Origin of the sequence: Burkholderia sp. MSMB1459WGS (assembly GCF_001534535.1) — a bacterium.
Taxonomy (GTDB): Bacteria; Pseudomonadota; Gammaproteobacteria; order Burkholderiales; family Burkholderiaceae; genus Burkholderia.
On the sequence record NZ_LPMU01000061.1, the window covers coordinates 275,010 to 297,419 of the forward strand.

Genomic DNA, 22,410 nt, shown 5'->3' on the forward strand with positions numbered 1-22,410 from the left:
GCCGCGCGAGCGCGGCGGCGAAGCGAAGCGGCGCCGGGCGCCGCTTCCGATCCATCATTTTAGGCCCGATTCGTGTCGGGCACGTTTTGGCGTGCCGGGCGCGCGCCGCGGCGGGCGGCGAGCCGCGTCACGCGGGGCGCCGCGCGTTCAGGATCACCTGCGTGACGACGCCCGCGACGAGCCCCCAGAACGCCGAGCCGATCGACAGCAGCGTGAGGCCCGACGCGGTCACCATGAACGTGACGAGCGCCGCTTCGCGCTGCTTCACGTCCTGCATCGCGTTCGCGAGCCCGCTCATGATCGAGCCGAACAGCGCGAGCGCCGCGACCGACACGACGAGCGCCTTCGGCAGCGCCGCGAACAGCGCGGCGATCGTCGCGCCGAAGATGCCGGCGACCAGGTAGAACGTGCCGCACCACACGGCGGCCGTGTAGCGCTTCGCATGATCCTCGTGCGCTTCGGGGCCGGTACAGATCGCGGCCGTGATCGCCGCGAGATTCACGCCGTGCGAACCGAACGGCGCGAGCAGCAGCGACGCGAGGCCGGTCGTCGCGATCAGCGGCGACGACGGCGTCGGATAGCCGTCCGCGCGCAACACCGCGATGCCCGGCACGTTCTGCGACGCCATCGCGACGACGAACAGCGGAATGCCGATGCTGACGATCGACGCGATCGAGAACGCGGGCATCGTGAACACGGGCTGCGCGAGCGCGATGTGGAAGCGGCTGAAATCGAGCAGCCCGAGGCCGCCGGCCACCGCGGTGCCGACGAGCAGCGTCGTGACGATCGCATAGCGCGGCGCGAGCCGCTTGACGATCAGGTAGGTGAAGAACATCGCGAGCACGAGCGCGGTCTGGAACTGCGCGGCGTGGAAGATCTCGATGCCGATCTCGAACAGGATGCCCGCGAGCAGCGCGGCCGCGATGCCGGCCGGGATGCGCTTCATCAACGTGTCGAACAGCCCGCTCACGCCGACGGCCGTCAGCAGCAGCGCGCATACGACGAACGCGCCGATCGCCTCGGGGTACGGCACGCCGGGCAGCGACGCGATCAGCAGCGCGGCGCCGGGCGTCGACCATGCGACGACGACGGGCGCGCGAAAGCGCAGCGACAGGCCGATCGTCGTCACCGCCATGCCGATCGACAGCGCCCAGATCCACGACGAGATCTGCGCATCGGTGAGGTGGGCGGCGCGGCCGGCCTGGAACATCAGTACGAGCGAGCTCGTGTAGCCGGTCATCATCGCGACGAAGCCGGCGACGAGCGCGGACACGGACGTATCGGCGAAAAAGCGGCGGCCGCCGGCGCGGCCGGCGCTCGCGGTGGACGAAGGGTTCATGCTTTCTCCGGGGCGGCCGCTCGGACGCGGCCTGTGTATCTGCGGGTGGGTGTCGTTACTTGCTGAGTGCGCGCATCGCGGTTTCGAGGCCTGCGAGCGTAAGCGGATACATGCGCTGGCCGAGCACGTCGCGAATGATCGCGATCGACTGCCGGTACTCCCATAGCCGCTCCGGCTCGGGGTTCAGCCATGCATGATGGGGGAACTGATCGGCGAGGCGGCGCAGCCACACGGCGCCGGCTTCCGGGTTGTTGTATTCGACCGAGCCGCCGGGCTGCAGCACTTCGTACGGGCTCATCGTCGCGTCGCCGACGAAGATCAGCTTGTAGTCGGGCGTGAACTTGTGCAGCACGTCCCACGTCGCGGTGCGTTCCGAGTGGCGGCGGCGGTTGTTCTTCCACAGGTGGTCGTACACGCAGTTGTGGAAGTAGAAGAATTCGAGGTGCTTGAATTCGGCCTTCGCGGCCGAGAACAGCTCTTCGGTGCGCTTGATGTGGTCGTCCATCGAGCCGCCGACGTCGAGCAGCATCAGCACCTTCACGTTGTTGTGGCGCTCGGGCACCATCCGCAGGTCGAGCCAGCCCGCGTTCGCGGCCGTGCTGCGGATCGTGCCGGGCAGGTCGAGTTCCTCGGCCGCGCCTTCGCGCGCGAAGCGGCGCAGCCGCCGCAGCGCGACCTTGATGTTGCGCGTGCCGATCTCGACCGAATCGTCGTAGTCGCGATAGGCGCGCGCTTCCCACACCTTCACCGCCGTGCGGTTGCCGTTCGACGGGCCGCCGATGCGCACGCCTTCCGGGTTGTAGCCGCCGTGCCCGAACGGCGACGTGCCGCCGGTGCCGATCCATTTGTTGCCGCCTTCGTGGCGCTCCTTCTGCTCGTCGAGCAGCGCCTTCAAGCGCTCCATCAGCTTGTCGAGCCCGCCCAGCGCTTCGATCTGGGCCTTTTCCTCCGGCGACAGCTCGCGCTCGAGGCGCTTCTCGAGCCAGTCGAGCGGGATGTCGAACGCCTCGGACGGCAGCGCGGACACGCCGTGGAAATACGCACCGAACGCCTGGTCGAACTTGTCGAAGTACTGCTCGTCCTTGACGAGTGTCATCCGCGCGAGGAAGTAGAACGCGTCGATCGACGGCGAGATCAGCCCGGCCTTCAGCGATTCGAGCAGCGTCAGGTATTCCTTCACCGAGACGGGCAGCTTGGCTGCGCGCAGCGCGTAGAAGAAATTGAGCAGCATGGCCGGGCCTTCGCGGGTGAGGGAGGATTACCGGTTGTGCCGGTTCATGTAGACGAGCCGTTCGAGCAGGCTCAAATCCTGCTCGTTCTTCAGCAGCGCACCCGCGAGCGGCGGCACGATCTGTTTCGCGTCCGCGCCGCGCAGCGCGTCGGCCGGGATGTTCTCGGCGAGCAGCAGCTTCAGCCAGTCGAGCAGTTCGGACGTCGACGGCTTCTTTTTCAGGCCCGACACGCCGCGCAATTCGAAGAAACTCTCGAGCGCCGCGCGCAGCAGCTCCTCGCGGATGTCGGGGAAGTGCACCGCGACGATCTTCTGCATCGTCGACGGGTCCGGAAACTGGATGTAGTGGAAGAAGCAGCGGCGCAGGAACGCGTCGGGCAGCTCCTTCTCGTTGTTCGACGTGATGATGACGAGCGGGCGGTGCTTCGCGCGGACCGTCTCGCGCGTCTCGTACACGTGGAACTCCATCCGGTCGAGCTCGCGCAGCAGGTCGTTCGGGAATTCGATGTCGGCCTTGTCGATCTCGTCGATCAGCAGCACGCTCGGGCGCTCGGCGTCGAACGCCTGCCACAGCACGCCCTTGACGATGTAGTTCGCGATGTCCTTCACGCGCTCGTCGCCGAGCTGCGAGTCGCGCAGCCGCGACACCGCGTCGTATTCGTACAGGCCCTGCTGCGCCTTGGTGGTCGACTTGATGTGCCACTGCAGCAGCGGCATGTCGAGCGCGGCGGCCACTTCCTCGGCGAGCATGGTCTTGCCGGTGCCGGGCTCGCCCTTGATCAGCAGCGGGCGTTGCAGCGTCAGCGCGGCATTGACCGCGAGCTTCAGATCGTCGGTGGCGACGTAGTGCGAGGACCCTTCGAAACGCATGGCGGCGCTCTTCTTTCTCGGGAAAAAAACCCAGTATAAGTCAGAAGGGCTGTGCGGTTGAGCCGCGCCCGCGTATCGTAGCGGGGCTGTGGCGGGGCGGACCGGGGCGCCTTATGGACGCGTTCCCCGCCGACGCGGTACAATCTGGCCGTTTTTTTTGGCCTGCGTGGCGATCCGATAAGCAAAACGGCGCGGGCCGTTGCCGCTTAGGCGCCAGTTTCCCCTCAAGCTAGGTTACAAGAGCTATGAACAAATTCGTCGGCAAACACGTCGTTGTCGCAGCGCTCGTGGCGCTCGCGGGCAGCGCGCAGGCGGCCGGTGTGGTCGGCAACCCGAAGGACGGGGCGAGCAAGGCCGCCATGTGCATCGGTTGCCACGGCATCCAGGACTACCGCGCGGCGTATCCGGAGGTCTACCGGGTGCCTGTCCTCGGCGGCCAGAACCAGCAATACCTCGAGAACGCGCTGAAGGCCTACCGCAAGAAGGATCGTCACTTCCCGTCGATGAATGCGATCGCCGGTTCGCTGACCGACCAGGACATCGCGGATCTGTCGGCGTACTACGCCGCCCAGAAGGCCGACACGAAGGACAACCCCTACAAGTAAAGCGCGCGCCGCCGATCTCCCCGGCGGGACAGGAGCATTCATGAACAACGCATTCAAGACGGCGGCGGTGGCACTGGCGGCCGGCCTCGCGATCGGTACCGCGCACGCCGCGGACATCTCGAAGGGCAAGGAACTGGTCGAATCGCACAACTGCGCGGCCTGCCACGGCGCGCAACTGAACAAGCCGATCAACGCGGAGTACCCGCGCCTCGCCGGCCAGCACGCCGACTACCTCGTGTGGGCGATGCGCCAGTACCAGATGGGGCTGACGAACCCGCTGCTCGGCCGCAACAACGCGATCATGCAGGCGCAGGTGCAGAACCTGTCGGTCAGCGACATGAAGGACATCGCGTCCTACATCGAGTCGCTGAAGGAAACCGACCTCGTGTTCAAGAAGTAAGCGCGACGGGCCTCACGGGCTCGTGCAGCAAGAATGCCCCGCCTCGGCGGGGTATTTTTTTGTCCGCGGCCCGGCGCAGGTCGACGTGCCGGGCCGCGCGCTCAGTCGCGCGACGCGCGGCGCAGGATGCGCTGCAGGTACGCGTCGGTATCGGGCGGCGTGTTCGTGCGCTGCGCTTCCCAGATCGTCTCGCCGAGGCATTCCATGATCGCGTGCTGCGCGTCGTGGGTCGAGTCGAGCTTCGCGGCCAGCTTGTCGTGCGCGGCGCGGATGCCGGGCGGCTGGTCGATCGACAACTGCTCGCTGATCGCGAGGTGCATCGACAGGTGCAGGAACGGGTTCGTGCGGCCTTCTTCGGGCGTGTAGTCGCGCGCGGTCGCGCCGTCGGCGTCGGCCAACTCGTCGTGGTATTCGGGATGCTCGACGATCCAGTCGGCTGCGATCGCTTCCAGCGGCGTCAGGATTTCGCCCGCGCGCTGCTTGCGCCAGGTCTCGGTGAAAAAGCGACGCACGTCGTCGCGGCTTGGATTGAACATGGTGGGGAAACGTCGTGATTCGGGCGGCGTCATGCCGCGTCGCGCATTGTACGCCGGAGCGGCGGACGGCGCTGGTGGCCGCCGCGGGGCGGCTGGACGCAGGCGACGCGGGGCGTTGCGGCCGCCCGCTGCGCAACGGGCAAGCGCGGGCCAGGCTCGCCGCCGCCGCGCCGCTACACGCCGACGGTTCCGTCACGGCGCCTGGGTAGCTCGTTTCATCATGACCGACGTCGTTCGCCTTTCGCCCTCCGCCCTCCGCCCTCCGTCCTCCGTCCTCCGTCCTCCGTCCTCCGTCCTCCGCCCTCCGCCCTCCGCCCTCCGTCCTTCGTCCGCCGCCCTGCAGGGCGCGCTCAACGTCGCATTGTCTGCCGCCGCGTTCGGCGCGATGGCGATCGTCGGCCCTTACGCGTATGCGGCCGGCGTCGACGCGACGGCGACCTCCACCGCGTGACCGGGAAGGGGAGGAGCGGGCGTCGCGACGGCGCGTGCGGCGCTCGCCCATGCGGCGCGGCGCTTATTCGTCGGGCGGCGGCGTCTTCGGCCGGAACTCGCACAGCGGTTCGATCGCGCAGTGCCAGCATTCGGGCCGCCGCGCCTTGCACACGTAGCGCCCGTGCAGGATCAGCCAGTGATGCGCGTCCTGCAGGAATTCCTTCGGCGTGAACTTTTCGAGCGCGGCCTCGACGGCCCGCACGTCCTTGCCCGGCGCGAGCCCGGTGCGATTCGCGACGCGGAAGATATGCGTGTCGACCGCGATCGTCGGCTGGCCGAACGCGGTGTTCAGCACGACGTTCGCGGTCTTGCGGCCGACGCCCGGCAGGCCTTCGAGCGCTTCGCGATCGGCCGGCACCTCGCCGCCGTAGCGCTCGAGCAGGATCCGGCACGTCGCGACCACGTTCTTCGCCTTGGTGCGATAGAGGCCGATCGTCTTGATGTATTCGGTGACGCCTTCCTCGCCAAGCGCGACGATTTGTCGCGGGGTATTCGCGACCGGAAACATTTTCCGCATCGCCTTGTTGACCGACACGTCGGTCGCCTGCGCGGACAGCATCACGGCGATCAGCAGTTCGAACGGCGTCGAGTATTCGAGTTCGGTGGTCGGATGCGGATTGAGGCTCTGCAGCGTTTCGTAGATCGCGCGTCGTTTGCTGGCGTTCATGGAGCGTTCTGGTCGGGCGGCGCGGACGGGCCGTCCGGATCGTCGCCATCTGTGTCGTTGTCGTGGTCGTGGCCGCCCGATGCCGCTTCGGCGTCGCGCTGCGCCTGCTGCTCGGCGAGTCGCTTGCGGCGGGCCTCGGCCGCGTCGATCTGCGCCTGGACGGCCGCGCTCACGCCTTCGGTGTTCTTCGGCCCGGCGCCTTGCCCGGACAGTTCTTCCTTCTTCTTGCGTGCGCGTTCGAGCGCGGCGGCGATGATCGCGCGTTTCTTCGCTTCGGCGTCGTCGGCGGCCGGCGCATCCGGCTGCGCCGCAGCGGGGCCTGCGGCCGGCTTTGCCGCACTGGCCGCGCGGCGGGCGGCGGCGCGCGCTTCGGCAGCCTCGCGCTCGCGGCGCTGACGCGCGAGCCGCAGGTCGTGGCGTTCGCGTGCGGCGTCGGCCTGTTCCTGCGACCACGCATCCCAGCCCGTGCGATCGCCGGTCACCGGCAGCATCGCGATGCAGTCGACCGGGCACGGCGGCACGCACAGGTCGCAGCCCGTGCACAGCGACGCGACGATCGTGTGCATCTGCTTCGGTGCGCCGACGATCGCATCGACCGGACACGCCTGCATGCACAGCGTGCAGCCGATGCACAGGTTTTCGTCGATGAACGCGATCGCGCGCGGATGTTCGCTGCCGTTGACGGGATTCAGCGGAATCACCGGCTTGCCGAGCAGGTTCGCGAGACGCGCGATGCCTTCGGCGCCGCCGGGTGGGCACTGGTTGTAGTTCGCGTCGCCGGCGGCGATCGCCTCGGCGTACGGACGGCAGCCGTTATAGCCGCACTTCGTGCATTGCGTCTGGGGAAGCAGATCTTCGATGCGATCCGCGAGTGTTTTGGAGTCGGTCACGGTGACAACGGGCGCAACGGCGCCGAATGGCTCTCGGCCGCGTCGGGCGCGGCCGGAAAGGTTTGCCAAAGCTCGATTATCGCCGATTTCCCGCATTGCGCTGGACGCCGTCTATGCGCATAATCGAACCGCTTTTTTGCAGGGGCTCAGCAGGAGGGCGGCCGCCCGCGGGGCGCCCGTTCCAGGGCGGCCGGCGCCGAGGCGGTGGGGGTGCCGGTCCGGATCAAGCGGCTCACGTAGCAAAACGCCACCATGAATCAGCCAAAAATCAAAAGAGATCCTGAAGGTACGCGCCGCCGCATCCTGATGGCGGCAGCCGAAGAGTTCGCGAATGGAGGGCTGTTCGGCGCGCGCGTCGATCAGATCGCGCGCCGGGCCGAAACGAACGAGCGCATGCTCTATTACTACTTCGGCAGCAAGGAACAACTCTTCACGGCGGTGCTCGAACACGCGTTCTCCGCGCTGACGGAGGCCGAGCGCGTGCTGGATCTCGACGGCGTCGCGCCGGTCGAGGCCGTCACGCGGCTCGCGCATTTCGTTTGGGACTACTACCGCGACCATCCGGAGCTGCTCAGGCTCATCAACAACGAGAACCTGCACGAAGCGCGCTATCTGCACAAGTCGACGCGGATCCGCGAGATGATGTCGCCGATCGTCGCGAAGCTCGGCAACGTGCTGATGCGCGGCCAGAAGGCCGGGCTGTTCCGCGGCGACGTCGATCCGCTGCGCTTCTACGTGACGCTGTCGGGGCTCGGCTATTACATCGTCTCGAACCGCTTCACGCTCGCGGCGACGCTCGGCCGCGACTTCACCGACACCGACGAGCGCGCGGAGATGGTCCGGATGAGCACCGAGGTGCTGCTCGCGTATCTGCTGCGGCGCTGACGCGACGAACGGACGAGCCGATGAGCCGCCCGCTCGCGGCCACCGCATAAAAAAACGCCGCCGTACGCAAGAACGGCGGCGTTTTTGCGTCGGAACGCGGCGCGTCAGGCGGCCTTGCGGGCCCGCACGGTTTTTGCGCGCGAACCGCCTGCCGCGCGTTTCGCAGCGGGCGCGGCTTTCGCAGCGGGCGTTTTGGCGGGCGCGACCGTCACGGCCGGCGTTTTCGCGCGCGCGCGTTTCGCGGCAGTGACGCGCGCTGTCGTTTCCGGCTGCGGCTTGGCGGCCGGCACGGCGCCGATCGTGGTCGCATCCTGGGCGTCGGCGGGCAGCTTCGTCGCGCCGTGCTTCGGTTCCGGCGCATGCTCGCGGATGAAGTCGCGCAGTTGCGGGTAGATGATCGTGCGCCAGCGGCGGCCCGAGAAGATCCCGTAGTGGCCGCACTTCTCGGCGGTCAGGCTGCGGCGATCGTCTTGCGGGATGCCGGTGCACAGCTCGTGCGCGACGTGCGTCTGGCCGCTGCCCGAGATGTCGTCGAGTTCGCCCTCGATCGTCATCAGCGCGGTGTGCTTGATGTCCTGCGGCCGCACGCGCTCGCCTTCGACGTCCCACGTGCCTTCCGCGAGCCGGAATTCCTGGAACACGACGCGGATCGTCTCGAGGTAATACTCGGCGGCCATGTCGAGCACCGCGTTGTACTCGTCGTAGAAGCGGCGGTGCGCTTCGGCGTCGTCCTCGTCGCCGCGCAGCAGGCTCTGGTAGAAATCCCAGTGCGATTGCGCGTGCCGCTCCGGGTTCATCGCGACGAAGCCCGTGTGCTGCAGGAAGCCCGGATACACCTGGCGGCCTTCGCCCGGATAGTTCGCCGGCACCGTGTGGATCACGTTGTTCTCGAACCACGCGGTCGAGTGCTGCGTCGCGAGCGAATTCACGGAAGTCGGGCTGCGGCGCGCGTCGATCGGGCCGCCCATCATCGTCATCGTGAGCGGCGTGTCCTCGCCGCGGCTCGCCATCAGCGAAATCGCCGCGAGCACCGGCACCGTCGGCTGGCATACCGAGATCACGTGCAGGTTGCGCGCGCCGATGTGACGGATGAATTCCTGGATGTACGCGATGTAGTCGTGCAGGTGGAACGGGCCGGTCTCGACCGGCACCATCCGCGCGTCGATCCAGTCGGTGATGTAGACCTTGTGATCCTGCAGCAGCGTGCGCACCGTGTCGCGCAGCAGCGTCGAGTGGTGGCCCGACAGCGGCGCGCAGACGAGCACGACCGGCTCGTCCTTCAGTTGCGTGACGGCGTCGGCGTCGTCCGAATAGCGCTTGAAGCGCAGCAGCCGGCAGAACGGCTTCTCGATGATCGTCTGCTCGACGATCGGAATGTTGTGGCCGTCCTTGACGATCTGATGGATGTTGAATTCCGGCTTTTCGTAATCCTTGCCGAGCCGATACATCAACTCATAGGCGGCCGCCATCCGCGGCGCGCCGGGGATCAGCGAGAACGGGCTGGACGGATTCGCGAACGACTTCGAGGCGGCCTGGGCCCAGGCCGTGAGCGGGCTCAGCATTGCCCGCTGGAATTCGTGCAGTTGGTAAAGCATGCAGGCTACTCCCGCGTGGGGGGACGGTGCGCGAGGGCGGCGTGGGGCGTCGCGGCGTGCCGTGTGGGTCAGCGGCCGGCCATGTTGCATTGCAGCCGGACAATCTCGTCGATCATATCGGACAACGATCGGTTGTGCAATGCAACATTTCCCGGTTTTTTCATCAAATTTTTGCGATTTGACGATCCATGAACAACGGCGCGCGCCGCGCCGCTCAGCGGCCGGTCGCGACGGCCGGCGCGGGCTGGCCGGCCGCGCGCGCCATCGCGTCTTCATGGTGCATCAGGTTCATCGCGGTATGCACGAGCGCCACGTGCGAGAACGCCTGCGGGAAGTTGCCGACGAGCCGCCCGGCCACCGGGTCGTACTCCTCCGCGAGCAGCCCCAGGTCGTTCGACAGCGCGAGCAGGCGGCTGAAGAGCCGATGCGCGTCGTCGATCCGGCCGAGCAGCGCATAGCTGTCGACCAGCCAGAAGCTGCACGCGAGAAACGTGCCTTCGCCCGGCGGCAGGCCGTCGTCGTATTCGGTCGTGCGGTAGCGCATCACGAGCCCGTCGTGCAGCAATTCCCGCTCGATCGCGTCGACCGTGCCGACGATGCGCGGATCTTCCGGCGGCAGGAAGCCGAGCTGCGGCAGCAGCAGCACGCTCGCGTCGAGCTCGTCGCTGCCGTAGCTCTGCGCGAACGCCTGCTTGCCTTCGTGCCACGCGTTGGCGCAGACGTCCGCATGGATCCGCTCGCGCAGCGCGCGCCAGCGGTCGAGCGAGCCGGGCAGCCGGAACATTTCCGCCGACTTGATCGCGCGGTCGAACGCGACCCACGCCATCACCTTCGAGAACGTGAAATGGCGGCGGCCGCCGCGCGTTTCCCAGATGCCTTCGTCGGGCTCCTGCCAGATCTTCTCGAGATGGTCGAGCAGCGCGCACTGCACGGACCAGACCGTGTCGTCGGCCTGCAGGCCGCCCACGCGCGCGAGGTGCAGCGCGGCCATCACCTCGCCGAACACGTCGAGCTGGAGCTGGTTCGCGGCGCCGTTGCCGACGCGCACCGGCTTCGAATCCTGGTAGCCGGGCAGCCAGTCGAGCTCCATTTCCGGCAGCCGGCGCTCGCCGGCGATCCCGTACATGATCTGGATCTGCTCGGGCGAGCCGGCCATCACGCGGCCGAGCCACGTGCGCCATGCGCGCGCCTCGTCGTAGTAGCCGCCGCGCATCAGCGCGAGCAGCGTGATCGTCGCGTCGCGCAGCCAGCAGTAGCGGTAGTCCCAGTTGCGGTTGCCGCCGATCTTTTCGGGCAGCGACGTGGTCGGCGCGGCGACGATGCCGCCGGTCGGTTCGTACGCGAGCGCCTTCAGTGTGATCAGCGAGCGGCGCACGGCGGCCGCGTAGCGGCCCTGCACCTGGCAGCGGCCCGACCATTCGAGCCAGTAGTTCTCGGTGCGCGCGAGCATCGACAGCGGGTCGCGCGCCGGCGGCAGCCGCATGTGCGACGCCGCGTAGCCGAGCGAGAACGGCACGCGCTCGTCGGCGCTCACCGTGAATTCCGCGAGCGTATGGAGATTCTTGCCGGTGAGCGGCACCGGCGTGCGCAGCACGACGGTATCGGGGCCGGCGATGGCCTTCATGCCGTCCTCGCGGGTCAGTTGCGTGACCCACGGAATCGAGAAACCGTAGTCGAAGCGCAACACGAGCTCCATGCGCATCTTCATCGTGCCGTGGCGGCCGACGACGATCCGCACCAGTTCGGACCAGCCGTTGCCGGGCGGCATGAAATCGATCACGGTGACGGCGCCGTCGGCGCTTTCGTAATCGGTTTCGAGAATCAGCGTGTCACCGCGATAGCGGCGGGTCGTGTGCGTGATCGCGGCGTCGGCGGCCGGAGCAAGCAGCCAGCGGCCGTGCTCGGGCGTGCCGAGCAGCGCCGCGAAGCAGGCGCCCGAATCGAAGCGGGGCCAGCACAGCCAGTCGACGGAGCCGTCTTTTGCGATCAGCGCGGCCGTGTGGCCGTCGCCGACGAGGGCGTAGTCTTCGATCAGGGCGGGCATGGGCAGGCGATCCTTGGGTATTCGAGTTCACAATGCGGACGCCGGCGGCCCGGACTTCACGCCCGGGCGCCGCGCCCCGTATACTCGGCCGGGCGGCGGAGCGCATGAACGGCCGGCGTTTCGTCCTATCTCAACACTTGAAGCGACTCGATGCAAGGAGGATTCAATGCCCAACCGTTTACGCGAGCGTGACGCACGCGCTTCGACACGAGGGTTCCCGCTTAGGTTCGCTCACTGGATGAAAGGTTTCGCGATCGTGCTTTCCCTGTCCGCGACCCACGCATTCGCGCAGCAATCGTCCGCCCCGGCCGACGGCGTCTACAACCTGCTCGTCGGCACCTATACGGGCGGCGGCAGCGACGGGATCTACGTTTACCGCTTCGATACGAAAACGGGCAGCGTCGCGCCGGTGTCGTCGGCGAAGACCGAGAATCCGTCGTATCTGTTGCCGAGCCGCGATGGTCGCACCGTATACGCGGTCAACGAACTGCCCGGCGACAACGGACCGGCGACGCAGCGCGGCGGCATCAGCGCGTTCGGCTTCGACGCGAAGACGGGCGCGCTCACGTTCATCGACCGCGTATCGTCGGAAGGGAACGATCCTTGCTATCTCGCGCTGTCGCCGGACGGCAAGTACCTCGTCACCGCCAACTACTCGGTTGCGGCCGATCCGGGCGGCAGCTTCGCGGTGTTCCCGATCCGCGACAACGCCGCCGTCGGCCCGGCCGTACTGACGGTCCATCACGAAGGCACGGGGCCCGTGAAGGGCCGCCAGGACGGCGCGCACGTGCATTCGACGGTATTTTCGCCGGACGGCCGCTACCTGTTCGTGCAGGATCTCGGCGCGGACAAGATCTACGGCTACCGCTACACGGTGGACGGCAGCCGCGGGCTGATCAGCCCGACCGACACGCGCTACACGCCGGTGAAGGCCGGCTCGGGCCCGCGTCACATGGTGTTCGGCGCCGACGGCCGCTTCGCGTACGTGACGAGCGAGCTCAACGCGTCGGTCGAGGTGTTCGGCTATCACGACGGCAAGCTGACGCCGGTCGAGACGGTGCCGATGACGGCCCCGGGCTTCAAGGGCAAGGTCGGCGGCGGCGCGATCCACCTGTCGCCGGACGGGCGCTTCCTGTACGTGAGCAACCGCGGCGACGCGAACGACCTCGTGATCTACGCGGTGAACAAGGCGGACGGCCGGCTGAAGTACGTCGGCCGCCAGTCGAGCCTCGGCAAGACGCCGCGCGAGTTCCTGATCGATCCGACCGGCAAGTGGCTGATCGTCGGCAACCAGGACAGCGACACGTTCTACGTGTTCAGTCGCGACGTCGAAACGGGGCAGCTCGGCGCGAATCCGCAGAAGGTCGCGGTCGGCAAGCCGGTCGATTTCAAGCTGGTGCCGGTGCAGTAAACGAGAAAGGCGCTGCTGAGGCAGCGCCTTTTTTTGCGGGCGGCCGGTTGCGCGGCGCGCCCGTCTCGATGAATCGCGGCCGGCGGGCCGCCGGCCTCAGTCGGCCGCGGCCGGCACGAGTACCTCGCGGCTGCCGTTGATGCCCATCGCCGACACGAGGCCGGCCGCTTCCATCTGCTCGACGAGGCGCGCCGCACGGTTGTAGCCGATGCGCAACTGACGCTGCACCGACGAGATCGACGCGCGCCGCGTGCGCACGACGAACGCGACGGCTTCGTCGTACAGCGGATCGGCTTCCGCGTCCGGCGTATCGCCGAACAGGTCCTGCGTCGCGCCGTCGGTGGCCGGGCCGTCGAGAATCCCTTCCTCGTATTGCGGCTCGCCGAACTGCTTCAGATACTCGACGATCCGGTGCACTTCCTCGTCGGCGACGAACGCGCCGTGCACGCGCTGCGGATAACCGGTGCCCGGCGGCAGGAACAGCATGTCGCCCATCCCGAGCAGCGACTCCGCGCCCATCTGGTCGAGGATCGTGCGCGAATCGATCTTCGACGACACCTGGAACGCGACGCGCGTCGGAATGTTCGCCTTGATGAGGCCGGTGATCACGTCGACCGACGGCCGCTGGGTCGCGAGGATCAGGTGGATGCCGGCCGCGCGCGCCTTCTGCGCGAGGCGGGCGATCAGCTCCTCGATCTTCTTGCCGGCGACCATCATCAGGTCGGCCAGCTCGTCGATCACGACGACGATCAGCGGCAGCTTCGACAGCGGCTCCGGGTCGTCGGGCGTCAGCGAGAACGGGTTGCCGATCTTCTTTTCCTTCGCTTCCGCGTCGCGGATCTTCTGGTTGAAGCCCGCGAGGTTGCGCACACCGACGGCCGACATCAGCCGGTAACGCTTCTCCATTTCGCCGACGCACCAGTTGAGCGCGTTCGCCGCGAGCTTCATGTCGGTGACGACCGGCGCGAGCAGGTGCGGGATGCCTTCGTAGACCGACAGCTCCAGCATCTTCGGGTCGATCATGATGAGCCGCACGTCTTCCGGCGTCGCCTTGTACAGCAGCGACAGGATCATCGCGTTGATCGCGACCGACTTGCCCGAACCCGTCGTGCCCGCCACGAGCATGTGCGGGGCCTTCGCGAGATCGGTGACGACCGGGTGGCCGGTGATGTCCTTGCCCATCGCGATCGTCAGTTGCGACGGCGAATGCTGGTACGGGCGCGATTCGAGGATCTCCGACAGTCGGATCATCTGGCGCTTCGCGTTCGGCAGTTCGAGGCCCATGCAGGTCTTGCCGGGGATCGTCTCGACGACGCGGATCGACGTGAGGCCGAGGCCGCGCGACAGGTCCTTCATCAGGCCGACGATCTGGCTGCCGCGCACGCCGAGCGCGGGTTCGATCTCGAAGCGCGTGATCACGGGGCCGGCCGATGCGCCGACCACCGTCACCGGCACCTTGAATTCCTGCAGCCGCTGTTCGATCACCTGCGCGGTTTGCGCGAGGTGTTCCTCGGTGATCGTTTCGACGTCGTCGGATGCGGGCTCGAGCAGGTCGAGCGTCGGCAGTTCGACGCTGAACGACGCGGGTGCGTGGAATTCGAACGCGTTCGGGTGCGGCGGGCGGGCGGGGGCGACCGGGGCCGGTTCGGCTGCGTCGATGGCTTCGGCGGCTTCGGTGGCCGGTGCGCCGATCGACGGGGTAGCGGGCAAGGTCGGCGCGCAAACCGCGGCTGCCGGCGTGGGCGAGAGGTTCGCAGCGGGGATGGGCGCCGCTTGCGGTGTCGCGCTCGGCGTTGCGCCCGCGTCATGCGACATCGACCAGCTCGCCGACGACGCGGCCGGGGCGGGCTGTGTCGTCAACGTCTGGGCTGCGACTGCGGCGGGGACGAACGCGATCGACGGAGCCTGCGTCGCAGCGGTCGCACCTATCGACGTCGGCGACCCGGTGGCCGCGGCAGGCGAGCCCGCGATCGAGTGGATCGGCGTGGCGGCGGCCGTGGTCGTCGACGCGATCGTGCTGAAGGACGGCGACGCCGGTGCGGACGCGGTGGGCGACGCGGGCAGGCCACTTGCCGGCTGCGGAGCGACTGCGCTCGATGAGCCCGATGAGCCCGATGAGCCCGATGAGCCCGATGTCGCGAAAGTCGTGGTACCGGTCGACGGGGTTGCCGTGTCGACCGGAAGCGTCGATGCCGGCGCGGAAGACGGTGCGGCGACGGGCGCGGACGCGAAAGTCGCGGGTGTCGCGGTGACGGGCGCCGGCGTTGTTGGCGCCTGCGCAGTCGAACCGAACGGCGAACCCGATGCGCCGGTCGCCGATGGCGTCACGGCGGGCGCATCGGTCGATGCGGGCGTCGAAGCGCGGGAAAGCGAACCGTAGGGCAGGTCCGTCACACCGGCCGGCGACGCCGACGCGGCGGAAGTAGCGGGTGGTGCCGACGCGGCCGGTTGCGACGGCGACGCGGACGCCGTACCGGTTACGCCGACCGACGAAACTGCGGCGTCGACAGGCGCGATGCTCGACGTGGAGGCGGGTGCGGACGCGTGTGCAGTCGAACCGTCAGCCGTGCCGGTCAGCGGCGACGCAGCGGCGGTCGAAGCCGTCGATGTCGCGGCAAACGGCTGAGCCGCCGGTGATTTCGGCAATTGGGCGGAGACGGCCGACGGGGCCGCGGCGGGCTGTACCGTCGAAGGTGTCCAATACGTCGCGGCGGGCGTCGCGCGTGGAGCGACAGCCGGCAACGACGCGGCAGGTTCCGCCTCGACCGGCTTGGCAGCGTCCGGTGCGGGATGCGATACGGCCGGTGCGGACGTTGCCGCAATCGACGAAGCGGGCAGGGCAGCGAACGAAACGATGCTGTCGGCCGACGGCTTCACGTCGGCGTGCGCATCGGTAGCCCCTCGATGCAAGTGGACCGGTGCCGCACGATCGATTGCAGGCGCCGGTCGTGCGTCGTCCTCGTCGTCGACATCGACGGACGCGGTCGGCTTGCCGGCACCGAGGTCGCGAACCGCTGCATTGCCTGCTTGCGCGAACGCCGAATGAGCGGACTCCGATCCCGTGGCGTGCACGGGCGCATCGGCCATCGGGTTTTCGGTCGACACGTCGAGCGCGGAAATCGGCGGGCTGACGACGTCGTCCCAAGGTGCGACGTCGAACGACGGCGCAGCAACCGCATCGTCCACGCGACGGATGTCGTCGTCGGCGCGATGCGCGAACGCGCGATCGTCGATGCCGGTATCCGGCCGCGTGGACGGTGCGGCGTCGTCGAGCGCCCGGGTGGGCGAATCGACACGCGGGGCCTGCGCGATACCGGATTGCGCAGGCATGAAGGCGTCGAGCACGATCGGCGCGCCGTCGTCGCGAGCAGGCGCGGCATCGCGTGCGGCCGGGACATCGGCGTCCTGGGCTGCGATGTCCTGCGCCGCGGGGACGAACGCGTTCGACGCGGCCGCGGATGCCGGCGCGGCCACGCTGCCTGCCGTCGCGGCGACGCCGGCTACGGCGGCGGCAGCGGTCGCCGCGCGCGTTGCATCGGCCGATTGCGCGCCGCCCAGCGATGCCCATTGCGCGGTGCTGGCCTCGATCGAACGCAGCGTGTCGTGAACGCTCGGCGCCGGCGTGATCGGCGCGGCCGGCTTCTCGTTCCATGCATAGAGCGGTGCGCGCGCCGGCGCGGGCGGCGCCGGGCGGCGTCGTGCCGCGTCCGACGGGCCGGCTGCCGCCGTGCCCGCGCCCGGCCGCACCGGCGGACGCTGCGGCGGCGTACCGGCCGGGCGCGGCGTGACCGTCGCGCGCGGCGCCGTCTGCGTCAGCGCGGCTGTGGCCGGTCGCGCGGCGGTCGGACGCGGCCGGACGGGTTCGAATCCGACCGGAAGCGGGGCGGGCGCGGGGCGCGGCACTTGCGCGTTCGCCGCGGCGCGCGCGAGGCTGGCGGTGCTGCCGGTAGTCGGCGGCGGCATCGCACTGGCCGGGATCGGCGCGGGCGGCGGGGCGGTCGGTTTCAGCCAGCCCGACGGCGCGACGGGCTCCACGAGCGGGCGGGGCGGCGTCTTGCTGCGCGGCTTCGGTCGCGCCTGCGGATCGGGTTTCCACACCGTCGGGCGCGAATACCGGCCGTTCTGGCGCGGCGCCATCGAGTTGACGGTGTGCGCGGTGGTCGGCTGCACGACGTCGTCGTCGCGATGCAGCGCGCTGCGCGGCAGGTCGGCGATCCCGCGCGCGTCGTCGTCGCCGCCGTCGCGCGACAGCTTGACGCCGAACGACGTGTCGACCCACGCGGCGAACTGCCGCCAGCCGATGCCGGTCAGCCACGGCAAGCCGGCGAAGAACAGCACGACCATCGCGATCGGCGTGCCGATCGGGCCGAGCACGTGGGCGAAGCCTGCCGAGCACGCATGGCCGAGCGCGTTGGTGTCGGGGCCCGATAGCGGGCTCGTCAGCGTGCAGCTTGCGACGAACACCGCCGCGAAGCCGAGCCACAGGCGGATCGAGCCGCGGCCGGCGAGCCCGCCGCCGCCGGGCAGCATCGCCTGCACGAGACGCCAGAAGAGAAGGAGAAACCAGACGGCGGAGATGCCGAACCAGCCGAAGACAACCGTGTGCATGCTTTGAAACAGGAGTGGGGAGGGGCGCGCGGGGCGCGACCCGCCGAGTTTAACCGGCCGGCGAACAAGACTCTAACGCGGCGTGATTCCGGTTCACGCCGCGCGACGCACGTGGATGGCACATGCGCGTGGCGCGCCACACGAAGGCGGTCGGTCGGCCTTCGCGCGCGCCGGACATCAGGGGCTCCGCTGCGTGAACGTCAGCGTTGCGCCGGCTTGGGTCACGATCTGCAATTGCTGTGGCGCGCGCATCTGCACGCCGGTTTTCTCGATGTGGGCGAGCGCGTCGAGGTACGCGGATTCGAGCTGGCCGCCGAGCGTGTTCGGGCAGGCCATTCGCGTGCCGGCGAGCGGGCCGAAGCTCAGCAGGCCGTTCTTGATCGCGTAGGTGCCCATGTAGCGGTTGCAGCCCGAGAACCCGCTCGCGCGGCGGATGCCCGAGTCGGTCGACAGCGCGAGCTTGATCGGCTCGCCGTTGTCGCCGTGCGGGATCGCGCGTGGCGTGCCGTCGGCGTTCACCCAACTGGTGAGCTCCCAGCTCGTGTCGTCGAGCAACTGGACGGCGGCCGGATTGTACGGATCGGGCGCGGGGGCGGCGGAATCGGGATGGGTCGGCATCGCACAGGCGGCGAGAAGCGTGGCAAGCGTCAACGCGCAGAGCGGCGCGCGCAACGGGCGAAGCAGGCCGGTGCGTGCGCGTGCGGCCGCGGACAGGTGGGACATGAGCCTCGTTCCTCTTCGGATTCTGATCAAGGCGTAAGAGTAACGCACCCGCCCCGCGGCAGGCGAGCCGACACTTCGCGCGCGAAAACGTTCGCGGCCCGCCCGCGGGCCTCGCGCGACCGGGCGCCGGCGCGGCCAAACCGCCCGAACCGGCCCGGATGCCCGTGTTAACATCGAAGCCGTTTTCGTCCTCCAACAGAACCAGCGGGAAATCACATGCAGATCGGTCAGCGGCTCGGTACGCCGCTTTCACCCTCGGCCACGCGCGTCATGCTGCTCGGCGCCGGCGAACTCGGCAAGGAAGTCATCATCGCGTTGCAGCGTCTCGGCGTCGAAGTCGTCGCGGTCGACCGCTATCGGGACGCGCCGGGCCACCAGGTCGCGCATCGCGCGCACGTGATCGACATGACGGACCCGGCCGCGCTGCGGGCCATCGTCGAAGCCGAACGGCCGCACCTGATCGTCCCCGAAATCGAGGCGATCGCCACCGACGCGCTCGCGGCGATCGAGGCGGCCGGCCTCGCCGAGGTGATCCCGACCGCGCGCGCGACGCAGCTCACGATGAATCGCGAAGGGATCCGCCGGCTCGCGGCCGAGGCGCTCGGCCTGCCGACTTCCCCGTATGCGTTCGCGGATTCGTTCGAGGCCTTCGGCGCGGCCGTCGCGAAGATCGGCATGCCGTGCGTCGTGAAGCCCGTGATGTCGTCGTCGGGCAAGGGGCAGTCGGTCGTGAAGACCGATGCCGACGTGAAGCCCGCGTGGGACTACGCGATGGCGGGCGGGCGCGTGAACCACGGCCGCGTGATCGTCGAGGGCTTCGTCGATTTCGACTACGAGATCACGCAGCTGACCGTGCGCGCGATCGACCCCGCGACGCTCGACACGCGCACCTATTTCTGCGAACCGGTCGGCCACGTGCAGGTGGCGGGCGACTATGTCGAATCGTGGCAGCCGCAGCCGATGAGCGCGGCGGCGCTCGAGAAGTCGCGCGAGATCGCGCACAAGGTGACCGAGGCGCTCGGCGGGCGCGGGCTGTTCGGCGTCGAGCTGTTCGTGCGCGGCGACGACGTATGGTTCTCCGAGGTGAGCCCGCGGCCGCACGATACGGGCCTCGTCACGCTCGCCTCGCAGCGCCAGTCGGAATTCGAGCTGCACGCGCGGGCGATTCTCGGCCTGCCGGTCGATCCGGCGCTCGGCACGCCGGCCGCGTCGGCGGTGATCTACGGCGGGCTCGACGAGCGCGGGATCGCGTTCGAAGGCGTGCGCGACGCGCTCGCGGTGCCGGGCGCGGACCTGCGCCTGTTCGGCAAGCCGGAAAGTTTCGCGAAGCGGCGCATGGGCGTCGCGCTGGCGACCGGCGCGACCGTCGACGAAGCCCGCGAACGCGCGAAGCGCGCTGCCGCGGCCGTTCGGCCCGTGTCGGCGCGCTGACGGAACGAGGAGAGGACGATGGCGTCGCGATGGTTGCGTATCGGAAAGCTGGGCGCCGCGCTGGCGCTCGTCGCGAGTCTCGCCGGCTGCGGCGTCGCGGCCGCGCCGTGCCGGGTGGCGTCGGCCGGACTCAAGATCGTGCCGCTCGTCGGCCATCTCGCCGCAGCGCCGACCGATGCGTGCGCGGACGTGATCGATCCCTGATTCTGGCGATCGGCGCGATTTCCCGCCGATCCTGCAAACAATAACCGCGCGTCCCGCACGGGCGCGTTTCCACCGTCTCGTGAGAGGACCTGCATGATTCGCCCAACCCTCGCCGCGCTTGCGCTCGCCGGCACCGCCGTTTCGGTCGCGCATGCCGCGCAACTGACCGTCGAGGAGATCGACGCCGACGCGCGCCAGCAAACCATCTATCAGTGCGCGAACCACAAACAGCCGGTGCGCGTGTCGTATTGGCTCGCGGGCAACGGCCAGAGCTTCGCGCTCGTGCCGGTGGACGGCAAGCAAATGCTGTTCGTCGATACGGTGTCGGCGTCGGGCGCACGCTACCAGGCCGGCCGCTATACCTGGTGGACGAAGGGCAAGGAAGCGACGCTGCGCGACGAGATCGCCGACCCGCAGTCGCCGCCGCTGCTGGGCGACTGCGTGCAGGTCGAGAAGAAAAAGAAGAAGGGCTGAGCGGTGGACGCGCGCGCAGCGCATATTCGCCTGCGTGACCTGCCGTCGGGTTGACGGGCGGGCATGCCGGTGTGGGATTTCAGGATCGAGCCCCTAATATGGTTCACTGGCCGATACGGATAGTCCGTTCGGCCAATCGCCCGGTCGCGCGGGGCGGACAGGCACGCCCCGCGAACCGCGGTCGCGGCCGTTCGCGGCGTTGTCACGGACAGACGCCCGCACGGTGCTACAATACGGCCCTTTCCGCCGGCATTCGCGCCGAACGGAGTCCGCACGGCCTGGCGTCCGGCGTTCGCATCGAACCGGTCCCAAGCACCAGAGCGGCGCCGCGCGGCGCGCCGCGGCTCCGTCTATTTCCGAATTGTGATGAGCGCAGGCCCGGCCGGCCTGACGCACGATGTCCCCGCCGCGCCTTTTGAGCGAAACGCCACCATGTCCGATTCTGTCGCCAAGCCCGTCGACGCAACCTTCGACCAATTCGGCCTTGCCGCCGATATCCTGAAAGCCATTGCGGAGCAGGGCTATACGACGCCGACGCCGATTCAGGCTCAGGCCATTCCGGTCGTGCTCGCCGGCCGCGACGTCATGGGCGCCGCGCAAACGGGCACCGGCAAGACCGCGAGCTTCTCGCTGCCGATCATCCAGCGTCTGCTGCCGCAAGCCAATACGAGCGCGTCCCCGGCGCGCCACCCCGTGCGGGCGCTGATCCTCACGCCGACGCGTGAACTCGCCGACCAGGTTGCCGCGAACGTGCACGCGTATGCGAAGCACACGCCGCTGCGCAGCGCGGTGGTGTTCGGCGGCGTCGACATGAACCCGCAATCGGCCGAACTGCGCCGCGGCGTCGAGATCCTGATCGCGACGCCGGGCCGCCTGCTCGACCACGTGCAGCAAAAGACGGCGAACCTCGGCCAGGTGCAAATCCTCGTGCTCGACGAAGCCGACCGGATGCTCGACATGGGCTTCCTGCCCGATCTGCAGCGCATCCTGAACCTGCTGCCGAAGGAGCGTCAGACGCTGCTGTTCTCGGCCACGTTCTCGGGCGAAATCAAGAAGCTCGCATCGACCTACCTGCGCAACCCGCAGACGATCGAAGTCGCGCGCAGCAATTCGACGAACGCGAACGTCACGCAGATCGTCTACGACGTCGCCGAAGGCGACAAGCAGGCGGCCGTCGTGCAATTGCTGCGCGATCGCGGCCTCAAGCAGGTGATCGTGTTCTGCAACAGCAAGATCGGCGCGAGCCGCCTCGCGCGCAACCTCGAGCGCGACGGCGTGGTCGCGTCGGCGATTCACGGCGACAAGACGCAGATCGAGCGGATGCAGGCGCTCGACGCGTTCAAGCGCGGCGAAATCGAGGCGCTGGTCGCGACCGACGTGGCCGCGCGCGGTCTCGACATCGCCGAACTGCCGGCCGTGATCAATTTCGACCTGCCGTTCAGCGCCGAAGACTACGTGCACCGGATCGGCCGTACCGGTCGTGCGGGGGCGACGGGCGACGCGCTGTCGCTGTGCAGCCCGAACGAGCGCAAGCAACTCGCCGATATCGAGAAGCTGATCAAGCGTCCGCTCGAAGTGCAGACGCTCAAGCTCGACAAGCCGGCGCGCCAGCGTCACGACGAGCGCGGCGGTGAGCGCAGCAGCGAGCGCGGTGGCGAACGGGGCGGCCGGCGCGAGCGCGACGAGCATCGCGGTGCAGCAGGTCGCCGGTCGGGCAGTTCCGAGCGTGGTGGCCATCATCGCCGGCACGAAGCGCCGGTCGACGATTTCTTCCTGAAACCGTACGAGCCGTCGGCGCCGGCGAAGCAGCCGGACGACACGCAGGCCGCGCAGCAGCCCGAGAAGAAAGGGCCGAAGCGTCAGGTCGCCGCGCTGCTCGGCGGGTTCGGAATGCCGCGCAAGCCGTCGGCGTAAGCTGGGCGAAGCGGCAGGGCGGCGCGTGAGCGCTGCCGGACAGGCGGGCACATGCGACGGGCATGTGCCCGTTTTTCATTGGGCGACGCGA

The 22,410-nt window shown here is 68.8% G+C and carries 18 protein-coding genes; 8 read left to right on the top strand and 10 right to left on the bottom strand.

Going from position 1 to position 22,410, the window contains the following annotated elements; all coding sequences use genetic code 11:
- Positions 1-127: 127 nt before the first annotated feature.
- From WT97_RS24105 to WT97_RS24115, 3 genes are read right to left on the bottom strand one after another with little or no spacing between them, the layout of a single operon-like run.
- Positions 128-1,339, bottom strand: a complete 1,212-nt coding sequence (locus WT97_RS24105; protein WP_060354553.1) for a benzoate/H(+) symporter BenE family transporter — start codon at positions 1,337-1,339, stop codon at positions 128-130.
- A 55-nt stretch (positions 1,340-1,394) separates the two neighbouring features.
- Positions 1,395-2,570: a VWA domain-containing protein gene (locus WT97_RS24110; RefSeq protein ID WP_059781264.1), complete on the bottom strand. Its 1,176-nt coding sequence runs from the start codon at positions 2,568-2,570 to the stop codon at positions 1,395-1,397.
- Positions 2,571-2,597: 27 nt separating this feature from the next.
- Complete coding sequence (locus tag WT97_RS24115; RefSeq protein WP_059499181.1) at positions 2,598-3,440, bottom strand: MoxR family ATPase; 843 nt, start codon at positions 3,438-3,440, stop codon at positions 2,598-2,600.
- 245 nt (positions 3,441-3,685) lie between these two features.
- Between WT97_RS24115 and WT97_RS24120 the strand changes: the two genes are divergently transcribed.
- Positions 3,686-4,045, top strand: coding sequence for a cytochrome c (locus tag WT97_RS24120; RefSeq protein ID WP_006478192.1), 360 nt, complete (start codon positions 3,686-3,688; stop codon positions 4,043-4,045).
- A gap of 40 nt (positions 4,046-4,085) precedes the next feature.
- Positions 4,086-4,445 (top strand): cytochrome c, encoded by a 360-nt coding sequence (locus WT97_RS24125; protein WP_006490657.1) that lies wholly within the window; start codon positions 4,086-4,088, stop codon positions 4,443-4,445.
- 101 nt (positions 4,446-4,546) lie between these two features.
- Here WT97_RS24125 and WT97_RS24130 read toward each other — a convergent pair whose 3' ends face one another.
- From WT97_RS24130 to rsxB, 3 genes are all read right to left on the bottom strand, one after another.
- Positions 4,547-5,014, bottom strand: coding sequence for a DUF1841 family protein (locus WT97_RS24130; protein WP_373557106.1), 468 nt, complete (start codon positions 5,012-5,014; stop codon positions 4,547-4,549).
- A 481-nt stretch (positions 5,015-5,495) separates the two neighbouring features.
- Positions 5,496-6,140: an endonuclease III gene (gene nth / locus WT97_RS24135; protein WP_059795968.1), complete on the bottom strand. Its 645-nt coding sequence runs from the start codon at positions 6,138-6,140 to the stop codon at positions 5,496-5,498.
- Positions 6,137-7,030, bottom strand: coding sequence for an electron transport complex subunit RsxB (gene rsxB, locus WT97_RS24140; RefSeq protein ID WP_373558404.1), 894 nt, complete (start codon positions 7,028-7,030; stop codon positions 6,137-6,139). Before rsxB ends, nth begins: the two co-directional genes overlap by 4 nt.
- A gap of 252 nt (positions 7,031-7,282) precedes the next feature.
- On the opposite strand from rsxB, the gene WT97_RS24145 reads away from it, so the two are divergent.
- Positions 7,283-7,915, top strand: a complete 633-nt coding sequence (locus WT97_RS24145; RefSeq protein WP_034208032.1) for a TetR family transcriptional regulator — start codon at positions 7,283-7,285, stop codon at positions 7,913-7,915.
- A 104-nt stretch (positions 7,916-8,019) separates the two neighbouring features.
- On the opposite strand, the gene WT97_RS24150 is transcribed toward WT97_RS24145, so the two are convergent.
- On the bottom strand, positions 8,020-9,510 hold the full coding sequence (locus tag WT97_RS24150) for a polyhydroxyalkanoate depolymerase (protein ID WP_059499186.1): 1,491 nt from the start codon (positions 9,508-9,510) through the stop codon (positions 8,020-8,022).
- Positions 9,511-9,724: 214 nt separating this feature from the next.
- Positions 9,725-11,554 carry a glycoside hydrolase family 15 protein gene (locus tag WT97_RS24155; protein ID WP_059499187.1) on the bottom strand — a complete coding sequence of 610 codons (1,830 nt, stop codon included), beginning with the start codon at positions 11,552-11,554 and terminating at the stop codon, positions 9,725-9,727.
- Positions 11,555-11,720: 166 nt separating this feature from the next.
- Between WT97_RS24155 and WT97_RS24160 the strand changes: the two genes are divergently transcribed.
- Positions 11,721-12,965: a lactonase family protein gene (locus WT97_RS24160; RefSeq protein ID WP_095211575.1), complete on the top strand. Its 1,245-nt coding sequence runs from the start codon at positions 11,721-11,723 to the stop codon at positions 12,963-12,965.
- A 96-nt stretch (positions 12,966-13,061) separates the two neighbouring features.
- Here the strand turns inward: WT97_RS24160 and WT97_RS35000 are convergent, their stop codons facing one another.
- Positions 13,062-17,573 carry a DNA translocase FtsK gene (locus WT97_RS35000; RefSeq protein ID WP_060354554.1) on the bottom strand — a complete coding sequence of 1,504 codons (4,512 nt, stop codon included), beginning with the start codon at positions 17,571-17,573 and terminating at the stop codon, positions 13,062-13,064.
- A 177-nt stretch (positions 17,574-17,750) separates the two neighbouring features.
- Positions 17,751-18,296, bottom strand: a complete 546-nt coding sequence (locus WT97_RS24170; protein ID WP_059781278.1) for an META domain-containing protein — start codon at positions 18,294-18,296, stop codon at positions 17,751-17,753.
- A 216-nt stretch (positions 18,297-18,512) separates the two neighbouring features.
- Here WT97_RS24170 and purT point away from each other — a divergent pair, with 216 nt between their 5' ends.
- The 4 genes from purT to WT97_RS24190 all read left to right on the top strand — a co-directional run bounded on the left by purT (position 18,513) and on the right by WT97_RS24190 (position 22,319).
- On the top strand, positions 18,513-19,727 hold the full coding sequence (gene purT, locus WT97_RS24175; protein ID WP_060354555.1) for a formate-dependent phosphoribosylglycinamide formyltransferase: 1,215 nt from the start codon (positions 18,513-18,515) through the stop codon (positions 19,725-19,727).
- An 18-nt stretch (positions 19,728-19,745) separates the two neighbouring features.
- Positions 19,746-19,931, top strand: coding sequence for a DUF6726 family protein (locus WT97_RS24180; protein WP_034208025.1), 186 nt, complete (start codon positions 19,746-19,748; stop codon positions 19,929-19,931).
- Between the two features lie 93 nt (positions 19,932-20,024).
- Positions 20,025-20,405: an MliC family protein gene (locus tag WT97_RS24185; protein ID WP_059499192.1), complete on the top strand. Its 381-nt coding sequence runs from the start codon at positions 20,025-20,027 to the stop codon at positions 20,403-20,405.
- A gap of 366 nt (positions 20,406-20,771) precedes the next feature.
- Complete coding sequence (locus tag WT97_RS24190) at positions 20,772-22,319, top strand: DEAD/DEAH box helicase (protein WP_034208023.1); 1,548 nt, start codon at positions 20,772-20,774, stop codon at positions 22,317-22,319.
- The last annotated feature ends 91 nt before the right edge of the window (positions 22,320-22,410 follow it).